At 37.1% G+C, this 16,307-nt stretch carries 22 protein-coding genes, 2 tRNA genes and 1 pseudogene; 11 read left to right on the top strand and 14 right to left on the bottom strand.

Features of this window, described 5'->3' with window-relative positions:
* The 4 genes from hemE (at position 1) to MLC44_RS04025 (ending at position 4,244) form a co-directional block, all read left to right on the top strand.
* Positions 1-1,041 carry a uroporphyrinogen decarboxylase gene (gene hemE, locus MLC44_RS04040; RefSeq protein ID WP_151900823.1) on the top strand — a complete coding sequence of 347 codons (1,041 nt, stop codon included), beginning with the start codon at positions 1-3 and terminating at the stop codon, positions 1,039-1,041.
* Positions 1,025-1,981 carry a radical SAM protein gene (locus MLC44_RS04035; protein ID WP_434658574.1) on the top strand — a complete coding sequence of 319 codons (957 nt, stop codon included), beginning with the start codon at positions 1,025-1,027 and terminating at the stop codon, positions 1,979-1,981. Before hemE ends, MLC44_RS04035 begins: the two co-directional genes overlap by 17 nt.
* On the top strand, positions 1,982-3,616 hold the full coding sequence (locus MLC44_RS04030; RefSeq protein WP_346389528.1) for a Na/Pi cotransporter family protein: 1,635 nt from the start codon (positions 1,982-1,984) through the stop codon (positions 3,614-3,616). It abuts the gene before it with no gap.
* A 337-nt stretch (positions 3,617-3,953) separates the two neighbouring features.
* Positions 3,954-4,244 (top strand): hypothetical protein, encoded by a 291-nt coding sequence (locus tag MLC44_RS04025; protein ID WP_151900825.1) that lies wholly within the window; start codon positions 3,954-3,956, stop codon positions 4,242-4,244.
* Between the two features lie 7 nt (positions 4,245-4,251).
* Here MLC44_RS04025 and MLC44_RS04020 read toward each other — a convergent pair whose 3' ends face one another.
* The 5 genes from MLC44_RS04020 to MLC44_RS04000 form a co-directional block, all read right to left on the bottom strand.
* Positions 4,252-4,797 carry a type II secretion system protein gene (locus MLC44_RS04020; protein WP_434581310.1) on the bottom strand — a complete coding sequence of 182 codons (546 nt, stop codon included), beginning with the start codon at positions 4,795-4,797 and terminating at the stop codon, positions 4,252-4,254.
* A 63-nt stretch (positions 4,798-4,860) separates the two neighbouring features.
* Complete coding sequence (locus MLC44_RS04015) at positions 4,861-5,196, bottom strand: hypothetical protein (RefSeq protein WP_346389526.1); 336 nt, start codon at positions 5,194-5,196, stop codon at positions 4,861-4,863.
* A gap of 96 nt (positions 5,197-5,292) precedes the next feature.
* Positions 5,293-5,778, bottom strand: coding sequence for a SixA phosphatase family protein (locus MLC44_RS04010; protein WP_346389525.1), 486 nt, complete (start codon positions 5,776-5,778; stop codon positions 5,293-5,295).
* Between the two features lie 134 nt (positions 5,779-5,912).
* Positions 5,913-5,987, bottom strand: a tRNA-Asn gene (locus MLC44_RS04005).
* Between the two features lie 22 nt (positions 5,988-6,009).
* A tRNA-Met gene (locus MLC44_RS04000) sits at positions 6,010-6,086 on the bottom strand.
* A 214-nt stretch (positions 6,087-6,300) separates the two neighbouring features.
* On the opposite strand from MLC44_RS04000, the pseudogene groES reads away from it, so the two are divergent.
* The 6 genes and pseudogenes from groES to MLC44_RS03970 all read left to right on the top strand — a co-directional run bounded on the left by groES (position 6,301) and on the right by MLC44_RS03970 (position 9,836).
* Positions 6,301-6,559 (top strand): annotated as a pseudogene (gene groES / locus MLC44_RS03995) (co-chaperone GroES).
* A gap of 35 nt (positions 6,560-6,594) precedes the next feature.
* Positions 6,595-8,238, top strand: coding sequence for a chaperonin GroEL (gene groL, locus MLC44_RS03990; protein ID WP_151900830.1), 1,644 nt, complete (start codon positions 6,595-6,597; stop codon positions 8,236-8,238).
* 6 nt (positions 8,239-8,244) lie between these two features.
* On the top strand, positions 8,245-8,508 hold the full coding sequence (locus MLC44_RS03985) for a patatin-like phospholipase family protein (protein WP_434658573.1): 264 nt from the start codon (positions 8,245-8,247) through the stop codon (positions 8,506-8,508).
* On the top strand, positions 8,508-9,098 hold the full coding sequence (locus tag MLC44_RS03980; protein WP_434658572.1) for a patatin-like phospholipase family protein: 591 nt from the start codon (positions 8,508-8,510) through the stop codon (positions 9,096-9,098). Before MLC44_RS03985 ends, MLC44_RS03980 begins: the two co-directional genes overlap by 1 nt.
* Positions 9,099-9,146: 48 nt before the next feature.
* Positions 9,147-9,596 (top strand): hypothetical protein, encoded by a 450-nt coding sequence (locus tag MLC44_RS03975; protein ID WP_434658571.1) that lies wholly within the window; start codon positions 9,147-9,149, stop codon positions 9,594-9,596.
* On the top strand, positions 9,597-9,836 hold the full coding sequence (locus tag MLC44_RS03970) for a hypothetical protein (protein WP_151900833.1): 240 nt from the start codon (positions 9,597-9,599) through the stop codon (positions 9,834-9,836).
* 21 nt (positions 9,837-9,857) lie between these two features.
* Here MLC44_RS03970 and exbD read toward each other — a convergent pair whose 3' ends face one another.
* The 8 genes from exbD to MLC44_RS03930 form a co-directional block, all read right to left on the bottom strand.
* Complete coding sequence (gene exbD / locus MLC44_RS03965; RefSeq protein WP_151900834.1) at positions 9,858-10,247, bottom strand: TonB system transport protein ExbD; 390 nt, start codon at positions 10,245-10,247, stop codon at positions 9,858-9,860.
* The gene (exbB, locus tag MLC44_RS03960; protein WP_188109973.1) at positions 10,237-10,683 is read right to left on the bottom strand and encodes a TonB-system energizer ExbB; all 447 of its coding nucleotides are present in this window, start codon (positions 10,681-10,683) and stop codon (positions 10,237-10,239) included. Before exbB ends, exbD begins: the two co-directional genes overlap by 11 nt.
* Positions 10,674-11,516: a sensor histidine kinase gene (locus MLC44_RS03955; RefSeq protein WP_434658570.1), complete on the bottom strand. Its 843-nt coding sequence runs from the start codon at positions 11,514-11,516 to the stop codon at positions 10,674-10,676. The genes exbB and MLC44_RS03955 overlap by 10 nt, the downstream gene beginning before the upstream one ends.
* Positions 11,506-12,165, bottom strand: coding sequence for a response regulator transcription factor (locus MLC44_RS03950; protein ID WP_434658569.1), 660 nt, complete (start codon positions 12,163-12,165; stop codon positions 11,506-11,508). The genes MLC44_RS03955 and MLC44_RS03950 overlap by 11 nt, the downstream gene beginning before the upstream one ends.
* Positions 12,155-13,162 carry a dihydroorotase gene (gene pyrC / locus MLC44_RS03945; RefSeq protein ID WP_151900837.1) on the bottom strand — a complete coding sequence of 336 codons (1,008 nt, stop codon included), beginning with the start codon at positions 13,160-13,162 and terminating at the stop codon, positions 12,155-12,157. Before pyrC ends, MLC44_RS03950 begins: the two co-directional genes overlap by 11 nt.
* Positions 13,163-13,210: 48 nt before the next feature.
* Positions 13,211-13,552 (bottom strand): hypothetical protein, encoded by a 342-nt coding sequence (locus MLC44_RS03940; RefSeq protein WP_151900838.1) that lies wholly within the window; start codon positions 13,550-13,552, stop codon positions 13,211-13,213.
* A gap of 71 nt (positions 13,553-13,623) precedes the next feature.
* Positions 13,624-14,982, bottom strand: coding sequence for a phosphomannomutase/phosphoglucomutase (locus MLC44_RS03935; RefSeq protein ID WP_434581296.1), 1,359 nt, complete (start codon positions 14,980-14,982; stop codon positions 13,624-13,626).
* Between the two features lie 67 nt (positions 14,983-15,049).
* Positions 15,050-15,373: a hypothetical protein gene (locus MLC44_RS03930; protein WP_151900840.1), complete on the bottom strand. Its 324-nt coding sequence runs from the start codon at positions 15,371-15,373 to the stop codon at positions 15,050-15,052.
* Positions 15,374-15,659: 286 nt separating this feature from the next.
* Between MLC44_RS03930 and MLC44_RS03925 the strand changes: the two genes are divergently transcribed.
* Entirely contained in the window at positions 15,660-15,878 is a 219-nt protein-coding gene (locus MLC44_RS03925; RefSeq protein ID WP_151900841.1) for a cold-shock protein, read from the top strand.
* A 194-nt stretch (positions 15,879-16,072) separates the two neighbouring features.
* On the opposite strand, the gene MLC44_RS03920 is transcribed toward MLC44_RS03925, so the two are convergent.
* Positions 16,073-16,306 (bottom strand): pyocin activator PrtN family protein, encoded by a 234-nt coding sequence (locus MLC44_RS03920; RefSeq protein ID WP_434658568.1) that lies wholly within the window; start codon positions 16,304-16,306, stop codon positions 16,073-16,075.
* Position 16,307 lies beyond the last annotated feature (1 nt).

Raw genomic sequence — 16,307 nt, 5'->3', positions numbered from 1 at the left:
ATGGGAATAAAAAATAAAATATTTGTAGATGCATGTTTTGGGAAAGAGACACCATACACTCCTGTATGGATGATGAGACAGGCGGGGCGTTATCTGCCGGAGTATATGGCAGTACGTGCCAAAGCAGGAGATTTTTTAAATCTTTGTCACAATCCGGAAATGGCCTGTGAAGTCACTCTTCAGCCTGTAGATATAGTTGGTGTTGATGCGGCTATACTCTTTAGCGATATCCTTGTAATTCCTGATGAAATGGGTATGGATTTGTCATTTGTCAAAGGAGAAGGCCCGAAATTTTCTGACCCGATTAAAAACGAAGAAGATATAGACAGACTCACAGGCGGGGAAGAAGCTGCGAGCAAACTTACCTATGTGTATGACACCATCAAACTCATTAAAACAAAGCTTGCCCAAGACAAAGCACTTATTGGTTTTACAGGTTCACCGTGGACACTTGCAACATATATGATAGAAGGACAGGGAACAAAAACATACAATGTGTGCAAAAAAATGATGTATTCAAACCCTGAACTTCTGCACAAAATTCTTGCAAAAGTGACTGAGGTCGTAAAACTTTACATGCAAAAACAGATAGAAGCAGGCATAGATGTTGTACAGATTTTTGACTCATGGGCTGCTGCGATTGAGCCAAACAAATATGATGAGTTTTCCTGGAAATATATGGTAGAAATTGCCGAATATCTAAAAGAAAAATATCCCCATATTCCTGTAATTATGTTTCCCAAAGGCATTCCGGCATTTTTAGATAAAATATACGGCAATTTCGATGTTTTCGGTGTTGACTGGTCCACACCTATGGAACTGGCCAAAGAAAAACTCGGTGACAAATATGTTCTTCAGGGCAATATGGAACCATGCCGTCTGTACTCAAAAGAGGCAACGACTGAGGCGGTAGAAGAGATTCAAAAAACTATGCAGGGAAAACGCCATATATTCAACCTGGGTCACGGAATCCTTCCGGATGTTCCTGTTGAAAATGCAAAGCACTTCATACAAGAGTGCCACCGTGTCAGCAAAAAATAATATTATCTTCGGACCTGTCAACTCACGCCGTTTCGGTATGAGTTTGGGTGTGGATCTTTCACCATCAGCAAAACAGTGCAATTTTGACTGTCTTTACTGCGAACTGGCACCAAGCGCGACAGTAAAAGAACAGACACTTATCGTTTCAGTTGATGAAATTATCACTGAACTGCGTAAACACCTTCATGATAAAATAGATGTCATAACACTGACTGCCAACGGAGAACCTACACTCTACCCTCACCTTGACAGACTTATAGATGCCATAAATGAGATAAAAGAAGATACTCAAACATTGATACTGACAAACAGTGCTACACTTGTTCATGAAAAAGTTTTCAATTCCCTTTTAAAACTTGACCAGGTAAAACTTTCTCTTGATGCTGTAAGCCATGAAATATTTAAAAAGATAGACAGACCCCATCCTTCTATCAAGATAAAAAATGTTGTCCAAAAAGTTATAGATTTTTCTCAAGAATATAGAGGAAAACTTTTTATAGAGATTCTCTTTGTACATGGCTTGAATGATACAAAAGAGGAGATACAAAAACTAAATGAAGTTTTGCATAAAATAAAATGTCAGAGAGTAGATATCGGTACGATAGACAGACCTCCGGCCTACCCTGTGATAGGAATAAGCTACAAAGAGCTGCATACCATAGCCCTTATGTTTGATGCCGATTTACCCATCCATATAGCTTCACGACTCCATGCAGAGCCAAACAACTCCTATTATACAAAAGAAGATGTACTCAATACTTTAGACAAGCGTCCTTTGACTCCGGAGGATATTGCTCTGCTTTTTGATGAAAAAAGCAGAGAGAACCTGAACAATTTGCTTACATGTAATGCTGTCATGGTTAAAAAGGTCGGAAATTTAGAATTTTATGTTCCCGCCGACAATCTGAAAAGAAAGCGTCAACCTGGCAACGGACACTAGATGGAGCATTATAAGATTTGGATTGAAGCCTTTTCCGGTTTGGGACTTTTCCTCTTCGGAATGCTTTACCTTGAAGAACAAATCAAATCTTCCGCAGGGTATACTTTTAAGCGATTTGTCCAAAATGCAACAAAAACACATTTTAAAAGCCTGCTTACAGGAATCTTTTCCACAGCTGTATTTCAAAGCTCTTCCGTAGTGACACTTATGGCTCTTTCTCTTGTCGGAGCCCAGCTGATGAGTTTGCAAAGCAGTATAGCCATTATACTCGGAAGCAATATAGGAACAACTGTCACTGCATGGATTGTTGCTGTTATCGGCTTTAACATGGATATAAAACTGCTCTCCTATGCTGTTATAGGAATAGGAGGCATGGGACAGGTCTTAAGTTCTGACACATCCAAATGGAAAAACTATTTTGGTGTTTTGGTTGGTTTTGGTCTTATATTTTTAGGGCTTGAGGGAATGAAAGAGAGTTTTAGTGACAGTGCCCAAAACTTTGATATGACCGCATATCAGTTTTCGACACCCTACTGGTATGCTTTAATAGGACTCGTTTTAACCGCTGTCATACAATCAAGTTCAGCTTCCATAGCCATTGCACAAAGTGCGCTTTACACACATGTAATCGGTTTTGAAGCTGCAGCTGCTTTTGTAATTGGAACAAATATAGGAACAACCGTAACAGCTTTACTTGGCAGTATTGGCGGTATTGCGGATAAAAAAAGAGTGGCACTGGCCCATTTGCTTTTCAATGTCTCAACCGGAGTTATCAGTTTACTCTTTTTATATCAATTGATTAGTTTGGTAAATTTTGCATTTCCGCATACAGACGGCGTTATAAAAATTGCAATTTTTCATACCTTGTTTAACATACTGGGCGTTCTTATCTGGTATCCTTTTATATCATTTTTAACGGCATTTACACAAAAATACTTTCACCAGACACAGGACAAAGTTACAAAATTTATATGTAATGTATCTACAGAAGTTCCACAAATTGCTATAGAAGCACTCAAAAAAGAGATAGAGCATCTTTTGAAAAAAGTTCAGGAGTTTGCCCTGCTTGCCATCAATGTGCCTCCGTCAAAAGTTCTTGACGAGCATATGGCGATAGATAAAATTTTAGATAAATACACCCACAGTTTTAATGTAGAATTTGAAAAAGTATATGAAAAAATACGTCTTTTGGAAGGTGAAATATACCGTTATGCCTCTGAACTTTCTGCTGTCAATAATGATGAAGAGTACAATGACAAGCTAAACAGACTCATAAAAGAAGTCAATTATCTTGCCACTGCCGCTAAAGTCATAAAAGATATGCTCTATGATTTGGATTATTTTTATAATGCACATACAAAAGAAGAACAGCAGTTTTACAAAAACATACGCTATCAAATACTCAAAAATATTCAGGCTTTTAACAAAGCCATCCAGGGAGATGAAGATTCCATGAAAGAGATGGATGAAATTTACAAAAGAATTGCAGATGCTTACAGAAAAAGCACTCTTATAATAAAAGATATTGCAAGAAACCATAGTATCAAATCTGATGTGACGACTATGGCAATCAATGACATGCACTCAGTAAAGAGTTTTTCAAAGTCTATGTACAATATACTGAAATTAAACTAATTCTAAAATTTAAAAAAACAATCTAATTTTATTTCTTCAAATAAAAGCATACTTATAGATTCTTTTTTTTTATATACTGCGTGCAGGGGCATACTGACTGACTTTAGATCCTCTTTTTATATGAATGATTATCATAATTATTTAAATTCTTATAATATAATAAAATCTGATATATAATTATTTATAATCTCCGGTTTATTTTACTGTACTTAAATAATTAAATATTATTTAAGAAAAGATTTTCAGTCTTATTTGATAAGATTTTATACAAGCCATTTGAATCAGAAAGAATAACTTTTTATGATTATTATGTGCTCTTGACAATTAAGGAGAAGAGATGCCTAAATCAGCATTATCAATAGCTACAATTCAGTTGCCGAATTCAAGGTATGGAGAGATAAGTGTTGCTCATATTGAACAACCGTATGGTGACTTCAGCAGTCCCGTCGTTAGTATAGGAATTTCACTTGAAGGGGATGACGACCATGACTGGAAAGTACATTTGCCTTATGAAAAACTCGATGAAGTTATCAAAGCACTTGAAGAAGCCCGTGATATGAGTGATACTATGCCCCGAAATGACAAACATTATCTTGACCTGCATGCCGAAATTGGTGGTGGAGCGTAAGTACGCTTCACGGTTCAATACTCGCATATCCTGTTTCCGGTCTGATAGTTATAGTAACATTTTCATCACTGCCGTTTGCAAGTGTAAGATTACAATCAACTGTTAAAAGTGCACCATTATTACCCGGTACAGTATATGCAGCCGTTGTTGCGGCAAGACTTCCGACAAGCGGTCTGCCTAAATGATCGAAACTGATTATAGACTGATTGGCACAGCCGCCAGAAGTTGTAACTGAAGTTACCCCTTTTAAAACTACACTACTTATATTAGTGTCAGTTTGCGGATCTTTTGCAAATCTTGTGTTATTATCACTCACTATGGAAAACCTGTTGCCATTCAAAACAATTTGCCACCGGTCTTTGTACCAAGTATTATTTTGGGTAAACTTGTCATCTATGATTGCCAAATGCTGTGTATATCTGATTTGTGAAAGTAAATGAACAGCTGCTTCAGCAACCGGGTTTGTCTTTACTCTGGGGAGAATAACAGCAGCCAATATCCCAATCACAACTATTACAAATACCAGTTCCAGTAATGTAAATGCTTTTTTCATTAATACTCTCTCTTTTAGTCTGCCTGTAGATTCTATTTTTTTATTATATCAAAATAGTTGTGTTTAAGCACAACCACATCCACTGCCGCAGCTGCCGCCATTGGACTTCTGTGTTGATTCAAGAGACCAGTCATCGGTAGATTCACAGCCAACATCGCAACTCACACCTGTGCTGCAACCAGAAACCGCGGTAGTATTCAAAGCCACTCTTATTACAAACATATCGCCTTCGGCCAGTTGTGCATCAAAAGTGTGTTTCCCGCAGAACTCTTCATTCATAAGTTCAGCTACTATATTTGCATACTTATATGCTTCTTGCTGTGTTTGAAATGTAACATTGTTTTCGTATTCACTTTTTTTAAAACACTCACACTCTTTTTCCATTTGTACCGTATACATAAAATATTCCTTTGAATTATTAATTATCTCAGTATAGTATTTATTAGCAAAATAAGCATACTTTATAAAAAGTAATTTTTCTTTATAAATGTTTTTTTATTTTTTCGGATAATCAATAAATAGCAACTTGGCATTGTCACTATCTATATCTTTCCATTGTTTACATGTAAAAGCGATACTGACAATGCCGCAGGTTGGCAAATTTTCTGTATAACCGGCATAATGCTCTGCTAATTCATTCAGCCCCGGGTTGTGTCCTACCAAAAACACGGTATTGTATTTGTCGTCAATATCCATAAGAATATCTTCCAACGTACTCACGTCAGCTTCATAAATATTTTGGTCATAAACAATTTTCTTTTGATTATAGTGAACCTTCTTTGCAATACTCTCTGCCGTCATCTTCGCTCGTTTTGCAGGACTCGACAAAATAAGATCAGGCATAATCTTTTTTTTGCGAAGTCTTTCGCCCATCATTGGAGCATCATGCCTGCCTCTTTTGTTTAAAGGCCTGTCAAAATCATCCAAATCCATATTTTTCCAACTCGATTTAGCATGTCTTATTATATAAAGTGTTTTCATAATTATGATCCTTTGTTCTGTGTTATGCTAGCAGAAATTGATAAAAAACAGGCAAATACCGATGAGTCTTGAAAAAAATGCTGTGAGTAAACAAATTTGTTGGAAAGTTTGTATATAAGGGGTTATAATTGTTGTGGCTCCGGATACTGGATTCGAACCAGTGACCAAGTGATTAACAGTCACCTACTCTACCGCTGAGCTAATCCGGAATATGTAAAATTATCTTAAAAATGGTGTCAGAGGGGGGACTTGAACCCCCGACCCCCGGCTTATGAGACCAGTGCTCTAACCAGCTGAGCTACCCTGACATCGTTTAAGAGGGTGGAATTATACATATATTAAACTTTATTTTTACTAAAACAGGCTTTTAATTGAGTAATTTGGACACATACAGCAACTTGTCAAAGAACTTTACATGTAAGAATAAGGTAAGCTTAGTCAATATGACTAAAGGTATTGACATTTTTACTTTTTTCTTGTAATATTCTTCTCATAAATTAATCATATTTGTAAGGAGATATAATGAATTTTACACCTTTAGGAAAAAGAGTATTGGTTAAACGTGTTGAAGAGGCTAATACTACGAGTTCAGGTATTATTATCCCTGATAATGCAAAAGAGAAGCCTTCTCGCGGAAATTGTAGCAGTAAGTTCAGAGGTGAGTGAGCTAAAAAAAGGTGATGAAGTTATTTTTGGTAAATACTCCGGAAATGAGGTTACACTTGATGGTGATTTATATATAGTAATAGATGTTGATGATATTTTCGGAATCATTGGTTAAGTAAAAAAAATTAAAAAATATAAGGAGTTTAACAAATGGCAAAAGAGATAATATTTTCAGATAACGCAAGAAACAAACTGGCACGCGGAGTTGAAAAACTTACAGATGCGGTAAAAGTGACAATGGGACCTCGCGGTCGTAATGTTTTGATACAAAAAAGCTATGGTGCGCCTAGTATCACAAAAGACGGTGTATCTGTAGCCCGTGAAATTGAGCTACAGGACAACCTGGAAAACATGGGAGCACAACTTGTAAAAGAAGTTGCTTCAAACACTGCGGATGAAGCCGGAGACGGAACAACAACGGCAACAGTGCTTGCAAATGCGATTTTCAGCGAAGGGCTTAGAAACATCACGGCAGGTGCAAACCCTGTTGAAGTAAAACGCGGAATGGACAAAGCATGTGATTCAATTTTGGAGCACTTAAAAGCAGCTTCTAAATCTATTAAAGACAAAAATGAAATTGCACAGGTTGCAACTATTTCTGCAAACTCCGATGCAAAAATAGGAAACATGATAGCAGAAGCTATGGAAAAAGTCGGTCAGGACGGTGTAATTACTGTTGAAGAGGCAAAAGGTATCGTAGATGAGCTTGATGTTGTTGAAGGTATGCAGTTTGACCGTGGATATTTAAGCCCGTATTTCATTACAAATACTGAAAAAATGACAGCAGAAATCGAGAATCCGTATATCTTACTGGTTGACAGTAAAATTGCATCACTCAAAGATCTGCTGCCGGTTTTAGAACAGGTACAAAAGACAAACCGTCCTTTACTTATCATCGCTGAAGATGTAGAGGGTGAAGCACTTTCAACTCTTGTTGTGAACAAACTTCGCGGTGTACTCAACATTTCCGCTGTAAAAGCACCAGGCTTTGGAGACAGAAGAAAAGCAATGCTGCAAGATATTGCAACATTGACAGGCGGTACTGTAATTTCTGAAGAAACCGGTTATACTTTGGAGGGTGCAGAAATTTCTATGCTTGGCCAGGCATCACGTGTTGTCATAGACAAAGACAATACAGTCATCGTTGACGGTGCAGGAAGTGAAGAAGCTGTCAAAGCCCGTATATCTGAAATAAAAACACAGATTGAAGCAACTTCCAGCGAGTATGATAAAGAAAAACTGCAAGAACGCCTTGCAAAACTCAGCGGTGGTGTAGCCGTCATCAAAGTCGGTGCTGCAACTGAGACTGAAATGAAAGAGAAAAAAGACCGTGTTGATGATGCGCTTTCGGCTACAAAAGCAGCTGTTGAAGAAGGTATAGTCATCGGTGGTGGAGCGGCACTGGTTCATGCTGCTGCAAAAGTAAATATTGATAACCTTGAAGGCGATCAAAAAATCGGTGCTGAGATTATATTACGTGCCGTGAAAGCTCCTATAAAACAGATTGCACAAAATGCAGGATTTGACACAGGTGTTGTTGTCAATGCAATTCAAAATGCAGAAAATGAAAATATTGGTTTCAATGCGGCAACAGGTGAATATGTAGATATGTTTGAAGCGGGTATTATCGATCCGTTTAAAGTTGAACGTGTTGCGCTTACAAATGCGACTTCCGTTTCAAGCCTGCTCCTCACTACAGAAGCGGCAATTTTTGAAATTCCAAAAGAAGAAGCTCCTGCAGCAGATATGGGAGGAGGAATGCCTCCGCAAATGGGAATGCCGGGAATGATGTAAGAAGCAGTGAGTAAAAAAACTGTCTCCTTGGTTCTTGGAAGCGGTGGTGCCCGTGGTCTAGCCCACATTGGCATCATCAGATACCTCGAAGAAAACGATTACGAAATAAAATCTGTTTCAGGATGTTCTATCGGTGCACTTGTCGGTGGATTTTATGCAGCCGGAGTGCTGCATATTTATGAAGAGTGGCTCAAGCAGATAGATACTCTTGAAATGCTAAAACTGCTTGACTTTAAAGGTTCAGGAGGTCTTGTATCAGGAAGAAACTGATGCAAAAGCTTGAAAACCTTGTCGGCGACTGCCTCATCGAATCTTTAGATATAAAATTTACAGCTGTCTGTACAGATATAGAAGCTGAGAAAGAAGTATGGATTAATAGCGGTTCTTTATTAAGTGCCATTAGAGCGTCCATCTCTCTGCCTCTTTTTTTCACTCCTTTTATCACACCATCAGGAAAAAAACTTGTTGACGGCGGGGTACTCAATCCGGTACCTATTGCGCCTACATTCCATGATGATACAGACCTTACTATTTCGGTAAACCTGGGTGCTGAAGCTGTTCCTGATATGCCAATAAAAAAACGTAAAAAAACTGACACTCCAATACGGCAAAAACTGCAACACTATCTGAAGACTCTCTCATTACCCGATACATTTGTCAAAGAAGACAATATGTACAGCATTGCAAACAAATCTTTTGAAACACTCCAGGGAGCACTCGCCCGTATGAAACTTGCAGCTTATCCTTCTGATATAGAAATAGATATACCCAGAAACCTGTGCAACACTTTTGACTTTGACAAAGCAGAAGAATTGATTGCCTATGGTTACAATTTATGCAAAAAAAGAGCTGATTTATAATTTATTGTCTTATAATGACTACACTTATACATAACGAAAGGAAAACAGATGAGTAATAAAATTTTCATAATAACAGTCTTTATAGGAAATATTGCATTTGGTGGTGTTTTACCAAAAATAGATCTGCAGGGAACCATTCACACAAAAAGCACAAACAGTTTTAGAGCAAAAGTCAGCAAAAAACTTTTTGAACATGGTCTTGACAAAAAAATCGCAAAAGCCAACGTTGACAATGTACTTCTTCATGATGATGCTCTTAATGAGTTGATGACACAAAACATTCTCAAAAACATCCCTTTGCTCAAAGATGAAGATATATTAAACTTTATCACACACTCTGCCTTACGAAAAAAAACAGTCGATTTGAGTTCCTATGCCACACTGGTTTCTTTGGTGCAAAAACACGCAGCCACTTTCATAGATAAAGACTTAATCTCACAGATAGAACAGACAAGCATTGAAAATGAAAAATTAAAATCGATGAAGGTTTTTGTTTAGATGAAGATTGAAAACCCGTTTGAGTCTGGACATATAAAAAACTATATTTTACTTTATGCAAGTGTTGTCATAATAATGATTTTATTTTTCTTCGCTTCAACACTCTTTCAAGAAGATGCAAAAAAAATAGAAAAAAAGAGTTTTAATACAAAAGCACCTGAATTAAAAAAGCCACAGGCTGCAAACAAAAAAACATCTGTAAAAGAAAAAAAGTTTAAACTGCTGCAGACAAATTACTAAAGGGCACCTCTGAATGTAAAACTACTCTTTCGTAACTATATACAACTGTTCGTGTCCCAGTTTCTTTAAAATATCCATCACATTTACAAAGTCCTGAAACTTGGACTCTTTGTCACTTCGAAGCACTACCGTCTGGTCTTTGGAAACAGCAGAAAGTTTTTGTTGTAACTCTTTGAGGTTTACTTTCTCTTTGTCAAAAAATATCTCACTTTTTGCATTCACATAAACCGTCACCTCTTTTTTCGTATCTTCTTTTTCTGTTGCTTTTGCTTCTGGCAAATTCACGGGAATAACGCCCTGCTTTATAAAAGTAGCTGTTGTCAGCACCATGACAAGCAGAACAAGCATAATATCTATAAAAGGAATGACATTGATCTGGTCAAACTTTTTAAACTGTTTTTTACACTTCATGGGCCACATCAAACTTTGTTAAAATTCTTTCAACTTTACGAAGAAGAATTGTATAGGCTACAATAGCCGGCATAGCCACAACAAGTCCCATCGCCGTCGCTTTGAGTGCAAGAGCGAGTCCTATCATGATTTTTTTTGCATCTACTGCACCCAAATCACCCAAAGTATAAAAAGTGATCATAATACCGATGACTGTTCCAAGCAGACCCACATAGGGTGCATTTGTTCCTATTGCACTAATGACATTGATATTGTCCGTTAAGTCAAGTTCTAAATTGTCTCTGTGTTTATAATCTTCTATACGTACACTCTTGTAAAACATCATTCTCTCAATAAAAAGCCACAAAGTGACAATACTCATAAGAATCAAGGTTCCCATAACACCATAATCAAGGGCCTGTTCTGCATATGTCATTATATCATTTGTTATTTGCATTCATATTCCTGTTTAAATTTTAATTCTACTGTTGTTCCAATATTTTTTGATGACTGCAACAGTAATTCTATATTGTTTCTTTCGCAAAATCTTTTGACAAGATTTAATCCTATGCCAAAACCCTGCATATTTTTATTTGACTGGTAATAGTTGTCAAAAATACGAACAAGTTCAACCTCATCCATCCCTATTCCGTAATCTTTTATTTTTATACTGTTGTTTTTTACCTCAATATCTATATTTCTTGAAGTGCCTGAGTATTTTACCCCATTATCAATAATATTGTCAATTACTTTTCCCAAACCTTTTTGATCGCTCAATACAGGCATTTTTTCCAACACAAGATTAAATTTCATTTGAGGATATATTTTTTTTACAAAGCCAACTCTCTGTTTGACTAACTCATCAACAAAAAACTCCTCTTTTATCTTTTGATTTGTCTGCATCTTAATCAGATAATCCAATTCATTATAACGTTCTTTAAGCATCATACAGGCTGTATTTATACGTCCAATGCGTTTGAGTATTTTCTCATCATGGCAATTTTTACCTAAAAGCTGTGTCGTTGTTGTAATGGTGCTGATAGGCAGATTAAGCTCATGGAGGGTCTCTTTTGAAAGGTTTTGCAACTCTTGAACATACTCAGCCAAGGGATCAACTGCAAGTTTGGATATAAATACTCCTGAGAGTATAACAATACAAAGGACAATAAAAGCAAACATATAGAGATTCTCTACATGTAACACGTTGATAAAGTAGTATCCGAGCAGTAAAAAACCTGCTACAGTAAAAAAGTAATAAATAAAGATAATTATTCGAAGATTACGAAACAAGTTTGTATCCGATACCGCGAATATTTTCTATGCACATAGTAGGCAGTAATTGTTTGAGCCTGTTTATATAGACGCGTATAGCGCCATCACTTCCTCCTCCGTCAGCCGTTGTCCACAACTCTTCATATATCAGCTCTTTTGGTACAGGAGAGTTGACATGATTCATCAGCAATGCTAAAAGTTCATACTCTTTTTTTGAAAGTTCCAAAACCGTTTTATTATAATAAATACATTTATGCAGCTTGTCATGACACAGTTCACCGATACATTCCGCTTCTTTTATCCTGGTTCTTTTCATAAGCGCCTGTATGCGAAATAAAAGTTCTGCATTGTCAAAAGGTTTTGTTAAAAAGTCATCACAGCCGCTTATAAAACCACGATGAAGCATCTCTTTTTCTTTATGCGAAGTGAGAAAAATGGCAGGTGTTTCATCCTGGGCAGAGCGTAAATCACCGAGCAGAGAAACACCGTCTATAAGAGGCACATTGATATCCAAAAGATAAATATCAAACTTTGTATCATAGGTGGCATCAAGAGCATCCTGCCCGTTTGGATAATGAAGCACTTCATACCCCTCTTCCTCGAGTAAGTCCGCCAGGGTCTCCCCAAAAAGAAGGTCATCTTCAAGCAGCAGTATTTTAATCGACACTCTCTATAGCCCATCCTATCGTTTCACCCGCATACATAGGCACGACTCCTGCATAATTCTGGGGAACTACAAAGGGTCTTTTTTCAAGCGTCACTTCTTTAAACTCAGGACAGATTCCGTAAATATTTTGTGCATTGTCACTGACAAATGCCTGTAAATTATCCAACTTGTCAAACTGGTCAAATATTTCTGTCAGAAGCTGTAGTGAAATCGGTGCGGTAAAAATACCCGCCGCACAGCCACAGGACTCTTTTTTATGCTGAGGATGCGGCGCAGAATCTGATCCGAACATTACTTTTGGATGCGCTTCAAGCGCTACACTTAAAAGTGCATCCAAATCTTCCGGTCTTTTGGCAATCGGTTTGCAAAAAAGGTGCGGACGCATCAATCCGCCGATGACATCATCCAGCGTTAACAGCAGGTGATGTACAGTAATCGTCGCATACAAATTCGGATATTTGTCCAGCATAGCAACCGCTTCTTTGGTTGTAATATGCTCCATTATAATTTTCAAATCAGGAAAATTCTGTGCCAAAAGCTCATAAATACTCATAAACTCCGCTTCTCTGTCCATCACAAAACCATCCGTCTCACCGTGCACGCATAAAGGAATACCCAAACTGCTCATCGTCTCCAAAGTAGTACGCATCTCTTCTATATCAAAAGAGCTGACACCGCCCTCTGAATTTGTAGTAATTCCCGCAGGATAGAGTTTAATCGCTGTTATTTCATCTACTATGCTTTCTAAAAAAGCTTTATCATAATTTTTATAAAACAGTGTCATGTAGGGTTCAAAATAATCATTTGGCACAGCCGCCATAATCCGCTCTCTGTACGCCAAAAGATCTTCTCTTGTCTCAACAGGAGGCACAAGATTGGGCATCACTATGGCCCCGCTGTAACTGTATGCCGTCAAGGGCGCTACATTTTCAAGCATTACACCGTCACGAAGGTGCAGGTGCATATCCAGAGGCATCAAAAGTGTATGGGTTTTCATAAAAATTTCCTTAAGTTTATCAATGAAAACATTATAACAAATTCGTTGTTAAATGCCCCATAAATATATATCGGCAAACCAAAGAAGCATACCTATAGGTGCCAAAAACCTATATAAATGACTGAGCTTGACAAAAGGTTTTCCTTCTATAAAAACACCTACCTGGACAGCAGAAACCATGAGTGAAGCGAGAATAAGAAAAAGATAAGCGGCAAGTAAAACCGTGTACCATGTTTTATGGGTAAAACCGTACACAAGCAAAGCCACGATAGCAATAAAAACAAGAGTGTTTTGAATATTCATATTGAGATTGGATTTTTCTTCTTTTTTGTAAACGCGGGCAATTTTAAAGTAAAGAAAAGCAAGAAAAAGCATTGTATAGTAAAGCATTGGCAAAACTCCGTATTTTTTACAGGAATTCTACCTAATTAAGATTAACTAATCTTTATTATACATATAAATTATAAACTTTCTTTTGCCTGGGCTATTAAATCATTGATTGCATTTTCATAGCGTTTGGCTTCCTCTTTGTCTGTTGATTCAAATCGCGTCACTAAAACCGGTGTTGTGTTACTCGCCCGTACAAGCCCCCAGCCTTTTTCAAAGTTGATGCGTACACCGTCCACGTCTATCATATCTTTTATAACAGGAAAATCGGCAGGCGGATTTTTAAGCAGTTCTTTTACTTTTTCTATGATTTTAAATTTCTGTGCTTCTGTTGTTTCTACTTTAATTTCTTCGGTAGAATAGACTTGCGGGAGTTTGGCAAGTTCTGCATCTAAATCTATCCCCTCATGTACCAGTTCCAACATTCTGAGTGTTGCATAAATCGCATCATCATAGCCGAAATAACGGTTTTTAAAAAAGACATGCCCGCTCACCTCACATGCCAAATCAGCATTGATTTCTTTCATTTTCACTTTGAGGTTTGAATGTCCTGTTTTATACATCACAGCCTTGGCACCACGACGCTCCAACTCATCATACATCACCTGTGAGCATTTCACTTCTCCTACAACGGTCGGCTTGTCCATCTTCATGGCATATAAAAGTGCCATCATATCGCCTTTGATGTTGTTCTTATGTGTAAGCACCGCTATACGGTCTGCATCCCCGTCATACGCAAAAGCAATATCACCCTCTTTTTCAAGCAGGGCTTTGACATCTTTGAGATTTTCCTCTACCGAAGGATCAGGATGATGGTTTGGAAAAGTTCCGTCAGGCTCTACATATATTCCCTTTACATGTAATGCGAGTTTTTCAAAGATTTCAGGCAGCACAACACCTGCTACACCATTGCCGCAATCATAGACAATCTTTGTTTGCAACCCTTTAAGGTGTTGAAATTCATTGACCATAAAGTCTATATAACGCTCTTTCGCCTTGATTTTACTTACATCTCTTGGTACTTTTGGCGGCATTTGCATCGTCTCGCACTCACGCCCAAGCGCATAAATATCTTCCCCAAAAAAAGGCGCTTTGTCTACCGTAATCTTAAAACCGTTGTATTCACTCGGATTATGCGAACCTGTTATCATAACAGAAGCCGAAGGCACAATGCCATCCCACTCCTGATAATTTGTGAAGTAGTTTACCGGTGTCGGCACAAGCCCCATGTCAAGAACTTTTTTCCCACCTGCATTGAGCCCTGCCACCAGATACTCAAAAAGAATCGGCGAGTGGCTTCTGGCATCATAACCCACTGCCACATATTCGCCCTCTATTTTAGATGCAAGCCCATAGCCTATTTTTGTGACACTCTCTTTATTTAGCTCTTTTTCGTATATTCCTCGTATGTCGTACTCTCTGTAGATGCTCATATATAAACCTTGTAAAATAATTAGGTTAATTTTACACAAATCTTAATTAAATATTGCTTTTTTTTGTTTAAATCTTTAAATCAAGTTGTTTGTAACCCGTTTTTTCAAACATCTCCTTCAGCATTTTTTCACCACCCTCTTTTGACAACGCAGCTATTGATTTTTTACCGTCATAGCCCACACTTTGCAAAAAGCTTTGAAAATCCTGAAAATTGGAAATCAGTTTATTTATTGTCTCATCTGTACCGTTGGTCTGCTTGTTTGCTTCGTTTACATGTAAAGCAATTTGTTTCATATTTTGCGCTATCTCTTTTTTAATTGCTTTGACATCATCAGCAGAGAGTTTTTTTGTGTATAAATTTTTAATTGCACTGTTTGAAGATATGTCCATAAATATTGCCTTCTCAATGATTTTTTTCGGAATCGGTACTTTAGTGCCGACTGGTTGTTATAGAACTTTATGTATTATTATCGGTTTTATGCACAAAATCTTAACTTCTACAAAGAATTTATTTAAATTTACATATTTTCTTGGTAATTTAAAAAAAAGCTGATATACTGTTGCCAAGTGAAAGATGAGGCGTGAATTCATCTTTAGTGTGTTTTTTGATCTATGTGTTAAAACCTCCTAAAGACTCTCCCAATTTTTTGACAAAATAAATATACAAGGCTAGACAATGGCAGAATTACAAGACGGTAAAGTTAAATGGTTTAACGACGAAAAAGGTTATGGTTTCATAGAACAAGACAATGGTGGAAAAGATGTATTCGTACATTTCCGTCAAGTGAACAACAACGGTGGTGGACGTGTTTCACTTGAAGAAGGTCAAAGAGTAACTTTCGAAGTTGGTGAAGGTCAAAAAGGCCCACAGGCTGAGAACGTAACACCACTTTAACATCTCTTTAAACCCCTATTTTAAGGGGTTTGAACTCATTTAAAAACTCTTCATGTACAACATATATACAACAAACTTCTAAAACTTTCAACTATATTTACAAAATTACACACTCTTTTAAAGTAGCTATTAAATAATATAAAGAGCAGCACTCTTAATTATAATAATTGATTAATTTTATATATGTAAGTAAATTATGCAGCATCTTCAAAAGCTAAGAAATTTGCTACTTCTAAAATTGGGAAAATATATCTTGCTTTTTGGGAGTTTCCTATTCTTCTATATCTAATAGGTAAGGTATTATTTGTTATAAGTGTATCCAAAGAAGTCAGGGAAATTTCTAATACTTCAGCTACTTCTTTTCTTGTTAATTGCGTCTTATTATATTTTTTGTATAATAAATTCATATATTGTTCAGTATTAGTCATA

The organism is Sulfurimonas sp. NW9, from assembly GCF_051132275.1.
GTDB lineage: Bacteria > Campylobacterota > Campylobacteria > Campylobacterales > Sulfurimonadaceae > Sulfurimonas > Sulfurimonas hydrogeniphila.
Note: the sequence above shows the minus strand (reverse complement) of the source record. Positions and strands in the feature narration are given on the sequence as shown.